Here is a 15,697-nt window from a genome sequence, read left to right on the forward strand (position 1 = left end):
ACAAAAAAATTGCCGCAGCAAAGCCGCATTCGCACTGGTTTGCGAACGCCGCTTGACCGCGGCTGTGACACCTATGTGGCGTTAGTGTAGCAGAGTTGTCGAGGCCGCCAACCACAGGGCCGGCCGCACGACATTGCAACAGCTATGCACCATTTGGCGCGTCCGACGGGGATCGGTTCCCTGCCGAGCGCGCCATTTCTTGCAGCGTAACCGCTCAGGCCTTGCGCAATCAGGCCGGCAGCAAGGCGTGCAGGCCCTGCAGGTCGTAGACCTCGAGATTCTGCAGATACTTCAGGCCTTCCACGGCGGCACGGGCACCCGAGATCGTCGTGTAGTACGTAACCTTGTGCGCTTGCGCCGACATGCGGATCGAGCGGGAATCGGCAATCGCCGTGCGCGTCTCGTCCACCGTGGTGAACACCAGCGCGATCTCGCCGTTCTTGATCATGTCGACAATGTGCGGACGGCCGTCCTTCACCTTGTTGACCACGCGCACCGGGATGCCGGCGGCGTCGATAGCCGCGGCGGTGCCACGCGTGGCCACGATCGGGTAACCCAGCGCGTGCAGCATGCGGGCCACTTCAACCGCGCGTGGCTTGTCGGCGTCCTTCACCGTGAGCAGCACCGTGCCCGAGGCCGGCAGGCGCGAGCCCGCGGCCAGTTGCGACTTGAACAGCGCCTCGCCGAACGTGCGGCCCACGCCCATCACTTCGCCCGTCGAGCGCATTTCCGGTCCAAGCACCGGGTCGACGCCCGGGAACTTCACGAACGGGAACACGGCTTCCTTGACGCTGAAGTACGGCGGCACGACTTCGCTCGTCACGTTTTGCGACTTGAGCGACTGACCGACCATGGCACGCGCGGCGATCTTGGCCAATTGACGACCGGTCGCCTTCGATACGTAGGGCACCGTACGCGAGGCGCGCGGGTTCACTTCGAGCACGTAGATCGTGTCGACCCCGTTGCCCTGCTGGATCGCGAACTGCACATTCATCAGGCCGATCACGTTGAGGGCGCGGGCCATGGCGGCCGTCTGCCGCTTGAGTTCGGCCACGGTCGGCGCGGAGAGCGTGTACGGGGGCAGCGAGCAAGCCGAGTCGCCCGAGTGGACGCCAGCCTGTTCGATGTGTTCCATCACGCCGCCGATATAGACGTCCGTGCCGTCGGAGATGCAATCCACATCGCATTCGATGGCGTCGTCGAGGAAGCGATCGAGCAGCACCGGGCTGTCGTGGCTGACCTTGACGGCTTCGCGCATGTAGCGCTCGAGGTCACGCGGCTCGTGGACGATTTCCATCGCACGCCCGCCCAGCACATACGAGGGACGCACCACCAGCGGGTAGCCGATCTCGGCGGCGAGCTTGAGCGCTTCGTCCTCGGCGCGCGCCGTGCGGTTCGGCGGCTGGCGCAGGCCCAGGTCCTGCAGCAGCTTCTGGAAGCGCTCGCGGTCTTCGGCCGCGTCGATCATGTCGGGGCTGGTGCCGACGATGGGCACACCGTTCGCTTCGAGATCGAGGGCCAGCTTGAGCGGGGTCTGACCGCCGTACTGCACGATCACGCCGACCGGCTTTTCGAGGTCGACGATTTCGAGCACGTCTTCCAGCGTCACCGGTTCGAAGTACAGACGATCCGACGTGTCGTAGTCCGTCGACACCGTTTCCGGGTTGCAGTTGACCATGATGGTCTCGTAGCCGTCTTCACGCAGTGCGAGCGCCGCGTGCACACAGCAGTAATCGAACTCGATCCCCTGGCCGATACGGTTCGGACCACCGCCCAGCACCATGACCTTCTTCTTGTTGGTCGGCTGGGCTTCGCACTCTTCCTCATAGGTCGAGTACATGTAGGCCGTGTCGGTCGAGAATTCGGCAGCGCAGGTGTCCACGCGCTTGTAGACCGGGCGCACCTTCTGTGCGATACGGGCTTGGCGCACGGCCGTCTGGTCGGTGCCGAGCAGCTTGGCGAGGCGGCGATCCGAGAAGCCGCTTTGCTTGAGGAAGCGCAGCTCGTCGGTCGACAGGCTCTCCAGCGTACGGCCGGCCAACGCCTGTTCCTTCTTGACGATGGCTTCGAGCTGAGCGAGGAACCACGGGTCGATGGCCGTCTCGGCGTACACCTCTTCCAGGCTCATGCCCAGACGGAACGCGTCGCCCACGTACCAAATGCGGTCGGGGCCCGGCTCGCCGATCTCAGCCACGATCTCGTCGCGGTCGGTCGACTTTTCGTCCAGACCATCCACCCCGACTTCCAGGCCACGCATGGCCTTCTGGAACGACTCCTGGAACGTGCGGCCCATGGCCATCACTTCGCCGACCGACTTCATCTGCGTGGTCAGGCGCGCGTCGGCTTCGCGGAACTTCTCGAAGGCGAAACGCGGTACCTTGGTCACGACATAGTCGATGGTCGGCTCAAACGAAGCCGGTGTAGCACCGCCGGTGATCTCGTTGCGCAGCTCGTCGAGCGTGTAGCCGACGGCCAGCTTGGCGGCGATCTTGGCGATCGGGAAGCCGGTCGCCTTCGACGCCAGTGCCGAAGAGCGCGACACGCGCGGGTTCATTTCGATGACGACCATGCGGCCGTCCTTCGGGTTGATCGAGAACTGGACGTTCGAGCCGCCCGTCTCCACGCCGATTTCGCGCAGCACTGCCAGCGACGCGTTACGCAGCAGTTGGTATTCCTTGTCGGTCAGCGTCTGGGCGGGTGCTACGGTAATCGAATCGCCGGTGTGCACGCCCATCGGGTCGAGGTTCTCGATCGAGCAGACGATGATGCAGTTGTCGGCGCGGTCGCGCACGACTTCCATCTCGTACTCTTTCCAGCCCAGCAGCGACTCTTCGATGAGCAGTTCACGCGTGGGCGAGAGGTCGAGACCGCGCTTGCAGATCTCTTCGAACTCTTCGCGGTTGTAGGCGATGCCGCCGCCCGAGCCGCCGAGCGTGAACGACGGACGGATCACCATTGGATAGCCGCTGCCGCCGATCTCGGCCATGATCTGCGCCTGCACGGCGAGCGCATCTTCCATTGAATGGGCGATGCCCGACTTGGCCGACCCGAGACCGATCTTGGTCATCGCGTCCTTGAACTTCAGGCGGTCTTCGGCCTTGTCGATGGCTTCCGGCGACGCGCCGATCAGCTCGACCTTGTACTTATCGAGCACGCCATGCTTGTGCAGGTCGAGCGCGCAGTTCAGCGCGGTCTGGCCACCCATGGTCGGCAGGATGGCATCCGGGCGTTCCTTGGCGATGATGCGCTCGACGACTTCCCAGGTAATCGGTTCGATGTAGGTCACATCGGCCGTGTCCGGGTCGGTCATGATCGTGGCGGGGTTGCTGTTGATCAGGATGACCTTGAAGCCTTCCTCGCGCAGCGCCTTGCAGGCCTGTGCGCCGGAATAGTCGAATTCGCATGCCTGACCGATGATGATCGGACCGGCGCCGATGATGAGGATGCTCTTGATGTCTGTGCGCTTTGGCATAACGTTCTCAACAAAAATTTAACTCAGCGTCGCGGTCGCGAGCTTCACACCGAAGCCGACGAACAGCGCGCCCACGCCGCCGGTTGCCCCGGCGCTCAACCGGCGACGTTGCCGGAAGTGCTCGGCCAAGCGGTAACCGGCCAGGATCAGCGTGCTCAGATACAGGAAACTGCAGGTCTGCACGATCGCGCCCAGCACCGCAAACGACACGGCGGGGTAGGCGTAGCCCGGATCGACGAACTGGATGAAAAACGACACGCAGAACAGGATCGCCTTCGGGTTGAGCAGGCTGATGAACAGCGCCCGCTTGAACGGGTGATCCGCGTCGACTGGCTTGGGCGCGGCGACTGCCGTCCCTGCATTGGCGCGTGCGGCCCGCGCGTTGGCGATGGCTCCGCGCAGCATGTTTACGCCCATCCAGCAAAGATAGGCGGCGCCGAGATACTTCACCACGAAGAAAAGCGCCGGCTGCGCGTGCAGCAGCGACGCCACGCCGGCGGCCGACAGGGTCATGAGGATCGTATCGCCGAGGAACACGCCGCATGCGCCTGCGTAGCCCTGGCGAACCCCGCGCTGCGCTGCCACCGACAGCACATAGAGCGAATTCGGCCCTGGCAGCAGAATGATCACCACCACCCCGGCCAGGTAGGTCCAGAGGTTGACGATGCCGATCGAGTTTCCGAGCATGTTGAGCGTTCCCTTATCCGTATCTCGTCGTGCCAGGCCTTACGCGGGCTGCTTCGCGTCGACCATCGACTGCACGAAGCGGTCGAACAGATAGCCGATGTCGTGCGGGCCGGGCGAGGCTTCCGGGTGTCCCTGGAAGCAGAATGCCGGGCGATCCGTCAGCTCGAAGCCTTGCAGCGTGCCATCGAACAGCGACACGTGCGAGACGCGCGCGTTGGCCGGCAGGCTATTGGCATCCACGGCGAAGCCATGGTTTTGCGACGTGATGACCACACGGCCGGTCGCGAGATCCTTGACCGGATGGTTGGCGCCGTGGTGACCAGTCTTCATCTTCAGCGTCTTCGCGCCGACGGCCAGACCCATGATCTGGTGGCCGAGGCAGATGCCGAAGGTCGGGATGCGGCGTTCGAGGAACGTCTTCGTGGCGGCGATGGCGTAATCGCAAGGTTCCGGGTCGCCGGGGCCGTTCGAGAGGAACACACCGTCCGGGTTCAGCGCGAACACGTCGTCGGCCGAGCTTTGCGCCGGCAGGACCGTGACCTTGCAACCGCGCTGGGCCAGCATGCGCAGGATGTTGCGCTTGACGCCGTAGTCCAGTGCGACCACGTGGAATTTCGGATCCTTCTGTTCACCGTAGCCTTCGCCCAGGCGCCATTCCGTTTCCGTCCACGAATACGGCTCCGTGGTCGAGACGACCTTGGCAAGGTCCATTCCGGCGAGGCCCGGGAACGATTGGGCAAGCGCGATGGCCTTGGCCGCGTCAGCGCCTTCTCCGGCGAGGATGCAGCCGTTCTGGGCGCCCTTCTCGCGCAGAATACGGGTGAGGCGGCGCGTGTCGATACCGGCGATGGCTACAACGCCCTCGTCCTTCAGATATTGCGACAGCGTCCTGTCGGCGCGGAAATTCGACTCAAGGATCGGCAGATCCTTGATGATCAGGCCTGCGGCATGGACTTTCGTGGCTTCGACGTCTTCACCGTTGACGCCCGTGTTACCGATGTGCGGATACGTCAACGTGACGATCTGACGCGCATAGCTGGGGTCGGTGAGGATTTCCTGATAGCCGGTGATGGCGGTATTGAAAACCACTTCACCGATGGTGTGACCGGCAGCGCCGATGGCGTACCCACGAAAGACCGTGCCGTCAGCGAGCGCGAGAATGGCGGGTGGGAATGACGGCAGCACGGGAAACTCCTGGAGGTTTCACCCCGGCTGCCAGCCCCATCGTCCGCTCGCGATGACACTTGCGCGGGCACCGGAATTGCGCGGAATATGCGCACAGCGGAGGCTCGGGCTACGGACGAGATGTCAGGCGGGTAGGCGCTAGGGTGAGGGTTAAATGACTAAAACCTTCAAAGTATAGCGCAAATCCCAATCATCTCAAAGCTGAACATGTGGAACACCAGTACGCTCTGCGTTCTCCCTGGGGGTGAGGCTGTTTGGGGACGGATACGCAGAGGGGATAGGGAAATGGATGCCCGCCCGCTGGGCCGCCAGCACGATATGGCGCTCCATGGCGGCCCCGGCGACGGCGCCATCGCGGCGGCGCAGGGCGTCGAGTATCTCCAGATGTTCATGATAGGTGGAGAGCACCAGTTCGCGCTGATAGAACGGAAGGCGCTGGCTTTCCATCACAATCTCCGTGCTGCCGCGCAGGATATCCGCGATGGCCCCGTTTCCGGCGAGTCCCACGATGCGCAGGTGGAAGGCAAAGTCCAGTTGGGCGGCCGTGTCGACGTCGCCGTCGACCAGTGCGACCTTCATCGCCTCCACGTTGTCCGTGAGCCACTCGATCTCGCCATTGCTGGCCGCGTGGGCGGCGAGGCGGGCGGAGAAGCCTTCGAGCGCATAGCGCAACTGATACGTGTCGGCGAGCGAGATCTGGTCGGCGAAGCGCCAGGCGACGCCCAGGCGCGCCGAGGCGTCGTTCACATAAACGCCTTTACCGGGGCGGATCGCTACCATGCCAAGCGCCTCGAGCGTCGACAGGGCCTCACGCAGCGAGGCGCGACTGATCGTCAGCTCTTCGGCGAGTTGGCGTTGTGACGGGAGCATCGCGCCAGCCGGATAGACCTGACGTTCGATGCGCTCGCGGATGATGGCGACGGCGGCGTCGGTTACGGCATGCGCCGAATGCTTCATGAGGCCTCACAGGGAATGCGGGTATACGTATCTCGCATTGTACGACGCCAAATATCTCCCCAGGCACTCAGCCGGCAACGCGTGAGCAAACCCGGGCGGCGTGGGGACTTACCGTTCGCCCGGCGCACGGGCGCGGAGCAGGCGCTATCGACGCGTGCCCCCGCGCGCGCGGCCTTGCGCCGTCGCCTGGTGGGCGGGGTGTTCGGGATGGTCGCCGAGGAGGCGACGCACGACCCCATTGGTCCAGCCGAAGCCATCCTGAAGCGGGTACTCCCCGCCTCCCCCACCGCTTGCCGACATTGCATCGCTCGCATGCAGCGAGTACTTCTCGACGAGCTTGCTTTCGCGAGCATAGAGCGCGCTGACCGTCGAGAGCCAGCGGTGGGCGATATCGTTCGCGAGCCTGTGCTCGCCGTACTGACGAAGCCCGTGAATGGCGATCCATTGCAGCGGCGCCCAGCCATTCGGCGGATCCCATTGCTGCAGGCTGGACGCCTGCGTCGTGCGCAGCCCTCCGGGGGCCAGGAGACGATCCTCGATCGTCTGCGCCGAGCGGCGTGCTTGCTCACGCGAGGCCAATCCAACAAAGAGTGGCGTGGCGAGCGCGGCCGACAACCGCGGGTGCGGCGCACCGCGCTGCCAGTCGTAATCCAGGAATGCGCCCTCGTCGTCGCACCAGAGATAGCGCGTCATCGCCTCGCGCCGGGCTTGCGCACGCACGGCAAAGGCTCGGGCGTTTTCCGTGTCGCCATTGGCCTCGCTCAGCCTGGAAATCTGCACTTCAGAGGCGAACAGGAAGCTATTCAGGTCCACGGGCACGAAGGCGGTCGTGCGGATCGAACCGAGGTTGGTCGCGTCGTCCAGCCAGCGCGAGCTGAAGTCCCAGCCCGAGGCTGCGCCGGCGCGCAGATCGCGATACACCTGCGCAGCGGGACGATCCGGCGCATGGAGCGCCGTATTCACATCTTCCAGATACCCTTCCTCGCGCGGCGTATCGCGTTCGTCCCAGTAGCGATTGAGGCGTGAGCCGTCGGGCAGGCACACGACATGGCGATAGGCATCGCCGGGGGCGAGCGACGCCTCCCCGTCCATCCAGAAGTCGTACTCGCGACGCAAGTGGGGCAGATACCGGATCGCGCGCGCCACGCCGTGCGACTCGAACAGCGCCACCATCAGTCCATACATCGGCGGCTGCGAGCGGCTCAGGTAGTAAGTGCGATTGCCGTTCGGGATGTGGCCGTAAGTGTCGATGAGAAAAGAAAAATTATCGGCCATGCTCACCAGCAAATCGTGGCGGGCGCTGCAAGCCAGGCCAAGCATCGTGAAATACGAGTCCCAGTAATAAAGCTCGTGGAAGCGTCCGCCCGGCACCACATATGGCCGGGGGAGTGGCAACAGCGAGCTGTAGGCCGGGTGCGTTTCGGGCAAGCGCGTGAGGACATCCCAGAGTCCGTCGATATGGTCGACGAGCCCCTGCCCTGGGTCAGAGACATAGTGACTGGCGGGTGGGCGTTCGAGGGTGAAATACGACGACACGAAGCGCGCAAGGTCGAAGCCGGGTTTCGCGACGTCGTCGCGATAGCGGCGCAGGATCTCGTCCGGCGCCAGCGTGGGCACGCAGTCCACAAACGTCTTGCTGTCGGGAAAAATGCGCTGCGTCTGCACGTCGACGAACAACTGCTGATAGCGATCGGCGGGGGTGAGTACGTCAGACGGTGCCGAATGTGCGACGTCCGGCGTCATGCCGCCGGCGGCCAGCGAGCGTTGTACAGTGTCCGTCATCGTCATTGCTCCGCGTAACGCCAGAGCAGGCCGCCGTCGACGAACAGCGTAGTGCCCGTAACATAACTGGCGTCCGGCGAGGCGAGGAACAGCACGGCGTTGGCGACTTCGCTCGGATCGGCGAGACGCCCGAGGGGGATGTTGGCGATCAGCGCGTCGCGCTCCGCCTTATTGGCGAGGAGCTGATGATTGATCGCCGTGCCGACCGCGCCGGGCGCGACGTTGTTGACCGCAATACCGAGCGGGGCGAGTTCGATCGCGAGATTGCGCATCATCATCTTCAGGCCGCCCTTGCTGGCGCAGTAACTGGTGAAATGCGGAAACGGCAGCTCCTCGTGAACCGAGCTGACGTTGACGATGCGCCCGCCGCGCTTCGTGTCGCGCAGGTGCTGCACAAACGCCTGTGTGAGAAAGAAAGCCCCCTTCAGGTTCACATTCATCACCAGGTCGTAGTCCGCTTCCGTCACATCCAGAAAGGGCGCCCGCCGCTCCACGCCCGCGTTATTGACCAGAACATCGACCCGCCCCATGGCCTCGACGGCTTGCGCAATCACTGCGCGGTCGTCCGCGGCGACACCGACATCTCCCGCGATCACGCAGCCGTCGCTACCGGCCGTGCGCACCGCGTCGAGCGTCTGTTCGGCCATCGCGTTGTGCTGCCGATCCTCCACCACGATGCGTGCGCCCTCCTGTGCGAGACGGATCGCGATGGCGCGTCCGATGCCCTGAGCACTGCCGGTAACCAATACCACCGTGTCCTTCATTCGCATGGCGCCCCCTATTTCTGCACAAATTGCGGGATCTGCGCACACTGCCTTGCGGCTTTCACCGGGCGTCGAGGCAGCGCACCCTACGCAAGTGCGACCGCCCGTCCCAAATCGAAGTTCACACAAACTGCGGAGGATTCGCCCAACAAAACCGGCAAATACGAGCGAATCGCCGCCCCTGGCCCAAGCTGCGTGGGGCATCGCCCTGCCCTAGGGAATCCCCTCAGAAAACACGTCTTGACCCCACCATATTGGCTTTCTAATATTCTCCATAACACCACTGGTCAGACCGGTATGACTTGTCTGAATACATGGATGGGTGTTGATTCGAATTGTGGTTGCGGTAGAAAACATTAGCCCCCAGAGAGCGCAGTCCGTCAGGCGTAGAGATTGCGAAATCCGAGAGAGTGATTTTGCAGGCAGAGGAGACAAACCATGCCCAAGCTGTTTCGTTCGTTGTTTGGCCGAGTCGTCATTGCGCTGATCGTTGGCGTGGCGCTTGGCATTTGGTTTCCGCACTTGGGAGAGTCATTGAGCCCGTTGGGCGATGGCTTTCTGAAGCTCATCAAGATGGTCATTGGACCGATCGTCTTCTGCGTGGTGGTCAGTGGCATGGCGAGTGCGGGTGACTTGCGCAAAGTCGGCCGGGTTGGCGTCAAGGCCGTTTTGTACTTCGAAGTCATCACCACCTTCGCGCTAGTCATTGGTGCTTTGCTGGCTTGGGCGACGCATCCGGGCGTGGGCATGAACATCGACGTTCGCAGCCTCAATCCGAGTGCGATGGCGGCGTACACCGAGAATGCCAAGGGATTGCAGGACACCGCTGGCTTCCTGTTGAAGATCATCCCCGACACGGTCACCGACGCCTTTGCCAAAGGCGACATCCTGCAGATTCTCGTCTTCTCCGTCATGTTCGGCTGTGCCTTGGCCGCCCTTGGTGAGCGTGGGCGTCCTGTCGCGCGCTTCATCGAAGACCTGAGCCACGTTTTCTTCCGAGTGATGGCGTTCATCATCCGACTCGCGCCGCTGGGTGTCTTGGGTGCCGTGGCGTTCACCACCGGCAAATACGGCGCGTCGTCGCTCAAGCAGCTTGGCATGCTCGTGCTCGTGTTCTACGTGAGCTGCTTCGTCTTCGTCACCGTGGTACTGGGTACCGTATTGCGTCTGGCGGGCTTCAACATCTTCAAGTTCATCAAATACTTCCGTGAAGAGTTGTCCATCGTGTTGGGCACCGCGTCGTCCGATGCCGTATTGCCGGCCATCATGCGCAAGCTCGAGTGGATGGGCATCAAAAAATCCACCGTGGGTCTGGTGATACCTACGGGTTACTCCTTCAACCTCGATGGCTTTTCCATCTACCTCACGCTGGCCGTCATCTTCATTGCCCAGGCGACCAACACCCCGTTGTCCATCCATGACCTGATCCTCGTCATCCTCGTCTCGCTGCTGACGTCCAAGGGGGCCCATGGCATTCCGGGGTCGGCCATCGTGATCCTGGCGGCGACGCTCACGGCCATTCCCGCCATCCCGGTCATTGGCCTCGTACTGATCCTTCCGGTCGACTGGTTCGTAGGCATTGCGCGGGCCGTCACCAATCTGTTGGGCAACTGCGTCGCGACCCTCGTCGTGGCCGCGTGGGAAAAAGACGTCGACTTTGCGAGAGCCCACAAAGTGCTCGATGGCGTGCTGCCTTACGAGCCCATTGCGGTGACCGTGGACGACATAGCCGAAGCTGGCACGCCGGCCAACGTGGCACTGACACGCTGAACGAGCGTCACTACTTAAACGAACCAACGAACCCAATGCCGACGCGAGGCGTCGGCAGCTACTCCTGGAGTCAAACGCAACATGGCCCTCGCCCCGCAAGACCCGAACGCACCGGAATTTGTGCGCCGTTACGTCAACTTGGCTGATCCGCGCCTGGGTGCGCAGGCGTTGGAGGCCAGCGACGAGAGTTTTTCGCGGCCAAGGAGCGCATGCTCAACCCTGAGCCGGCCGTGTTCATCCCTGGCAAATACGACGACAACGGCAAGTGGATGGATGGTTGGGAGACACGTCGCAAGCGTGTGAACGGCTACGACTGGTGTGTGGTCAAGCTGGCGCGACCGGGCGTGTTGTTTGGCGTTGACCTCGACACCAGCCACTTCACCGGCAACTTTCCGCCGGCCGCGTCGCTCGAGGGTTGCCACAGCCCGGACGGCGCCCCGGGCGAGTCGGCCGAGTGGTTCGAATTGCTGGCGTCGACCAGCTTGCAGGGCAATGCGCACCACTACCATGCGATTACGCAGTCGCGTGCGGTGACCCATGTGCGAGTGAACCTGTACCCCGATGGTGGCCTGGCGCGTTTGCGCGTGTATGGGTTGCCGCAGAGCGATTGGGCGCGACGCTCGCGTGACGAGTTGATCGACCTCATCGCGATGGAGAATGGCGGTTACGTCGTCGCGGCGAACAACCAGCACTTCGGGATGGCGTCGAACCTGTTGATGCCGGGCCGGGGGGTGAACATGGGCGATGGGTGGGAGACGCGTCGACGTCGTGAGCCGGGCAACGACTGGGCGATCATTGCGTTGGCGCAGCCGGGCGAGATTGCGAAGATCGAAGTGGACACGGCGCACTTCAAGGGCAACTTCCCGGATCGTTGTTCCATTCAGGCGGCGTATGTAACGGGCGGCACCGAGCAGTCCTTGATTACGCAGTCGATGTTCTGGCCGGAGCTGTTGCCTGAGCAGAAATTGGCGCGATGGACAAGCAATTCAGCTTTGAGGAGCGGTACAGAGGCTGGGGGCGATCACGCACATTCGCTTCAACATCATTCCGGACGGGGGTGTATCGCGTTTGCGGTTGTGGGGCCGGTTGAGCGAAAAGAAAGCGTAAGCGTGAATGAATCCCTCTCGCGGTCGGCGACGTTTGCGAGAGGGGGAAATGAAAAAAGGGAAAAAAAGGAGAGTGACATGGCGGGAGCGGCGTTGAAGATCGAGCGATTGACGCGAGAGGCGTTTGCGCCGTTTGGCGATGTGATTGAGTTGTCGGGGGCGAAGCATTTCGGGATCAATGGCGGGACGACGGAGCGGTTTCACGATTTGGCGACGGTAGATTTGGGGCCGGAGGGCGGCCGCACGTTGGTCAATGTGTTTCGTGGCCAGCCGAGGCAGTTGCCGTATGAGGTGAAGATGTTGTTGGCGGCATCCGTTGGGGAGTCAGGCGTTCATACCGTTGAAGACGACGCCGTACCTGGTGGTGGTAGCGCCGGCGGGCGAATTGGATGTGAGTCAGATGAGGGCGTTTGTTTCGGAGGGGTGGCAGGGGGTGAACTATGCGCGTGGCGTGTGGCATCACCCGTTGTTGGCGTTGGATGATGGTGAGTGACTTCGTGGTGGTGGATCGGGGGGTGGAGAGGGTCACAACTGTGACGAGCAGGATTTGCCGGGCACGTATGTGTTGACGCGAGCGGCGTTGGAGGCGGTGCGCTCAGCGAGAAAGGCGGCATAAGCAAAGTGGTAGCGAACGATAAGTGCAGGACAGCGAAGACGCCGGGGAGAGCCCGGCGTTTTGCATATGGGGGGATGAAAAAGCGAGCGATGGAGGCGAGCGAGAGGAGACGCTAGGAGGCACTAGGAGGCACTAGGAGAAGCAAGAAGGAGGTAGGAGGAGAAGAGGGACTGGAGAGGCGTGGGCGACGACGCGGCCGTCCTGCGGCAGATGCGGAGCACGCGCGGGGCGGGTGCGGCGTCGCGATGGCGATGATGGAGACGGGCGGGGTGTCGACGGGACAGGGGCGGTGTGGGGGGAGGCGTGGGAAGCGGGCGGTGTCGGTGGGGGGACTGGGGGCGTGGAGGGGGATGGACCGGGGCCCCTTTCTGCAGCGAGTTGGGTTTATGTTTGAGAGGCGGAAAGGGGCCCCGGTCCGTCTAGGGGAGTGGTGTTGAGGCCCCGATCCGCCAGCAAAACACCTCATCAAGAATGGACTGCGTCCGAATAATCCTCTGGCTGGGTGGCATCAGAGCGTGGTTGCATGCCGAGCACCTTGACGAGCGCCGTCACCAGAACGGCGACGAGCAGATTGATGAAGAGCGAATAGAGTGCGGCATAGCCGGGCATCGTGAGCGAGCCGATGTGCAGAGCGAAGACAGACGACTTGAAGCCTGTAGAGGCGGCCATCCACGTACCGACGGCGATACCGGCGAACCAACCGATCAGCAGGCCGCGATGATCGAGCCAACGCGTATAAAGCCCGAGCACGATTGCGGGAAGCGTCTGAATGATCCAGATGCCGCCGAGCAGTTGCAGCTGAATCGCGTATTGAAGCGGCAAGAACAGCACGAAGAACAGCGCGCCGAGCTTCACCACCAGCGAGACACGTTTTGCGATCAGCGTCTCCTGCGCAGCGGACACCGATTTATTCAGGAATTCCTTATGCACATTACGTGTATAGAGATTCGCGGCGGCGATCGACATAATGGCGGCGGGGACCAAAGCACCGATGGCGATAGCGGCGAATGCCACGCCGACAAACCACGAAGGGAAGGCATAGAGGAACAGCGCCGGTACGGCGAAATTCGTCCCATATTGCGCGAAATAGGGTGCGAACTGAGGCATCGACTTCACTCCGGAGGCCAACGCCATGTACCCGAGCAAGGCGATCAACCCGAGCAGCAGCGTATAGGCGGGCAACAGCGCCATATTGCGTCGAATCGTATTACCGCTCTTTGCGCTGAGCAGCGCCGTAATCGAGTGCGGGTACAAGAACAGAGCGAACGCCGAGCCCAATGCCAGCGTTGCATAAGCACTGTAGCCTGCGAGCGAACCGCCTGATGGCGGTTTCAGCAGCAGATTCCCTGCGGGGACTGCCGCGAACACATGCGACATTCCGCCCAGGCGAATCGGAATCACGATCAACGCCGCGATAATCGTCAGATAAATCAGCGTGTCCTTCACAATCGCGATCAATGCCGGTGCGCGCAATCCACTGGTGTACGTGTAAGCCGCGAGAATCACGAACGCGATAATCAGAGGCAAATCGCCGAGCCAGCCAGTCGCGTGAAAGCCCAGCGCGCCGATCACCACCTCGATCCCGACCAATTGCAGGGCAATGTACGGCATCGTTGCCACGATCCCCGTGACCGCGATCGCCAGCCCTAGCCAACCGCTGCCGTAGCGAGCGCTCACAAAATCCGCAGCCGTCACATAGCCATGCTTTCGCGACACCTGCCAAAGCTTCGGAAAGACCACAAACGCAAACGGAAAAACCAGAATCGTGTACGGCAACGCGAAGAACCCCAGCGCGCCGGCGCCGAACACCAACGCCGGCACAGCGATAAACGTATAAGCCGTATACAAATCGCCGCCGAGCAAAAACCAACTGACAATCGTGCCGAAGCGTCGCCCTGCCAGCCCCCACTCGTCGAGCTGCGCGAGATCCCCGCGTCGCCAGTGCGCCGCCACGAACCCCACGATCGTGACAAACACAAACAGCGCGACAAAAACCACCGTGGCCGTCCAGTTCATGATCGACCTCCCGTCGCAGCGTCAGCCGGCGCCGTGCGTCGGTGCACCCACGCCGTAAGCAGCGCGGTCACCAACACCCACGCAAACTGATACCAATAGAAAAACGGGAAACCGAAGAGAGACGGCTCGAGCCGGTTGTAGAACGGCACCCACAGAACGCCAGCGAAAGGCAGCAACAACAGCCACAGCCAACCCCTGCCGCGCGATAGCGACGCGTTTTCATTCATGATTGCGTACCTCCCGGCGGGATCGCCACCGATCGCTCACGCAACGTGTGCCTATAACGACTATATGTCCTGAAAAGCAAAACGGCTTACGGACAAACCCCAACCCAACCGGATTCGCCATAAGCCGCATTTCGCGAGGAAAAACCAGCGTCGTCAGACCATGCCCGCCATCCAGCTTCCCCCTTCACCGACCCAACATCCCCAACGCCTACGCCGCCGGCACCACGGCGGTCACCTCGATCTCCACCTTCGCTTCGTCCTCCACCAGATCGGCCACTTCCACCGCCGTCATCGCCGGGAAGTGACGACCGATCACTGCGCGATAATGCTCCCCAATCGCGCGATAACACTCCACATACTCGCGCTTATTCTTCACATACCACGTCATGCGAACGATATGTTCCGGCTTCGCATTGCCCTCCGCCAGAATCGCCACAATATTCTCAAGCGTCTGACGCACCTGCAGCGCGAAATCGTCCGTCTCGAAACGTTGCTGCCCATTCCAGCCGATCTGACCGCCGACAAACACAATGCGGCTGCCCGCCGTCATCTCGAAAGCCATGCCATTCGCATAGCCGCGCGGCTTCGCCCATTCGGGGGGTTGCAGAACTTGCAGCATCAGGACACTCCTTCAATAACAGAATCAGGTGCGGCAAAGCGCACAATCGCCGCGCGCTGGGCGTCGGGCACCGCGATCGGGGCGGGCCTGCCGCCCTCGCCCTTCGCGACCCAAACCAACACCAGCGTGGCTTGCAAACGCGTCTCGTCGTTCGCTCCGGAAAACCGGATGCGCAACGTCATCGACGAACGACCCAGACGCGAGACCTCCAGCGAACGCTGGAGCGTCTCACCCAAAAAACTCGGCGCACTGAAGCGACACTCAATGTTCGCCGTCGGCACGCCCATCGCATTACGCAAATGCATCTCGCCGAACGACAGACCCAGCCCTTCGGCGCACCAGTCCTCGACCAGATCGTTCATCATCTCGAAATAGCGCGGATAGAACACAATCCCGGCCGGGTCGCAATGCTTGAACCGCACCAACAACGGCTTCACAAACGCGTGCGCCGCCACCTCAGCTTCCGACATATCCTCTCCCCCCGCATGCCTCGTCG

The 15,697-nt window shown here is 62.4% G+C and carries 11 protein-coding genes and 2 pseudogenes; 3 read left to right on the plus strand and 10 right to left on the minus strand.

What is annotated here, in order from left to right:
* Window positions 1-229 precede the first annotated feature (229 nt).
* The 6 genes from carB to OYT13_RS16130 form a co-directional block, all read right to left on the minus strand.
* Window positions 230-3,472, minus strand: coding sequence for a carbamoyl-phosphate synthase large subunit (carB, locus tag OYT13_RS16105; protein ID WP_017231908.1), 3,243 nt, complete (start codon window positions 3,470-3,472; stop codon window positions 230-232).
* 18 nt (window positions 3,473-3,490) lie between these two features.
* The gene (gene leuE, locus OYT13_RS16110; RefSeq protein WP_150562794.1) at window positions 3,491-4,159 is read right to left on the minus strand and encodes a leucine efflux protein LeuE; all 669 of its coding nucleotides are present in this window, start codon (window positions 4,157-4,159) and stop codon (window positions 3,491-3,493) included.
* Between the two features lie 39 nt (window positions 4,160-4,198).
* Complete coding sequence (gene carA / locus OYT13_RS16115) at window positions 4,199-5,344, minus strand: glutamine-hydrolyzing carbamoyl-phosphate synthase small subunit (protein ID WP_017231910.1); 1,146 nt, start codon at window positions 5,342-5,344, stop codon at window positions 4,199-4,201.
* Window positions 5,345-5,539: 195 nt separating this feature from the next.
* Complete coding sequence (locus tag OYT13_RS16120) at window positions 5,540-6,301, minus strand: FadR/GntR family transcriptional regulator (RefSeq protein WP_017231911.1); 762 nt, start codon at window positions 6,299-6,301, stop codon at window positions 5,540-5,542.
* A gap of 144 nt (window positions 6,302-6,445) precedes the next feature.
* Complete coding sequence (gene treF / locus OYT13_RS16125; protein ID WP_442796417.1) at window positions 6,446-8,089, minus strand: alpha,alpha-trehalase TreF; 1,644 nt, start codon at window positions 8,087-8,089, stop codon at window positions 6,446-6,448.
* Window positions 8,086-8,853: an SDR family NAD(P)-dependent oxidoreductase gene (locus tag OYT13_RS16130; protein WP_026131594.1), complete on the minus strand. Its 768-nt coding sequence runs from the start codon at window positions 8,851-8,853 to the stop codon at window positions 8,086-8,088. Before OYT13_RS16130 ends, treF begins: the two co-directional genes overlap by 4 nt.
* A 432-nt stretch (window positions 8,854-9,285) precedes the next feature.
* Here OYT13_RS16130 and OYT13_RS16135 point away from each other — a divergent pair, with 432 nt between their 5' ends.
* The 3 genes and pseudogenes from OYT13_RS16135 (at window position 9,286) to OYT13_RS16145 (ending at window position 12,339) form a co-directional block, all read left to right on the plus strand.
* Entirely contained in the window at window positions 9,286-10,617 is a 1,332-nt protein-coding gene (locus OYT13_RS16135) for a C4-dicarboxylate transporter DctA (protein WP_017231914.1), read from the plus strand.
* 81 nt (window positions 10,618-10,698) lie between these two features.
* Window positions 10,699-11,724: pseudogene (gene alc, locus OYT13_RS16140) on the plus strand (allantoicase).
* Window positions 11,725-11,801: 77 nt separating this feature from the next.
* A pseudogene (locus OYT13_RS16145) lies at window positions 11,802-12,339 on the plus strand (ureidoglycolate lyase).
* 465 nt (window positions 12,340-12,804) lie between these two features.
* Here OYT13_RS16145 and mctP read toward each other — a convergent pair.
* The 4 genes from mctP to OYT13_RS16165 form a co-directional block, all read right to left on the minus strand.
* On the minus strand, window positions 12,805-14,355 hold the full coding sequence (gene mctP / locus OYT13_RS16150; RefSeq protein ID WP_261938231.1) for a monocarboxylate uptake permease MctP: 1,551 nt from the start codon (window positions 14,353-14,355) through the stop codon (window positions 12,805-12,807).
* A complete protein-coding gene (locus OYT13_RS16155; RefSeq protein WP_017231833.1) occupies window positions 14,352-14,582 on the minus strand; it encodes a DUF3311 domain-containing protein in 231 nt (76 codons plus the stop codon). The genes mctP and OYT13_RS16155 overlap by 4 nt, the downstream gene beginning before the upstream one ends.
* 208 nt (window positions 14,583-14,790) lie before the next feature.
* On the minus strand, window positions 14,791-15,198 hold the full coding sequence (locus tag OYT13_RS16160) for a RidA family protein (protein WP_026131573.1): 408 nt from the start codon (window positions 15,196-15,198) through the stop codon (window positions 14,791-14,793).
* Between the two features lie 2 nt (window positions 15,199-15,200).
* Complete coding sequence (locus OYT13_RS16165; RefSeq protein WP_017231831.1) at window positions 15,201-15,671, minus strand: acyl-CoA thioesterase; 471 nt, start codon at window positions 15,669-15,671, stop codon at window positions 15,201-15,203.
* Window positions 15,672-15,697: the final 26 nt, after the last annotated feature.

It is taken from the genome of Pandoraea sp. XJJ-1, from assembly GCF_026802345.1.
Lineage (GTDB): Bacteria > Pseudomonadota > Gammaproteobacteria > Burkholderiales > Burkholderiaceae > Pandoraea > Pandoraea cepalis.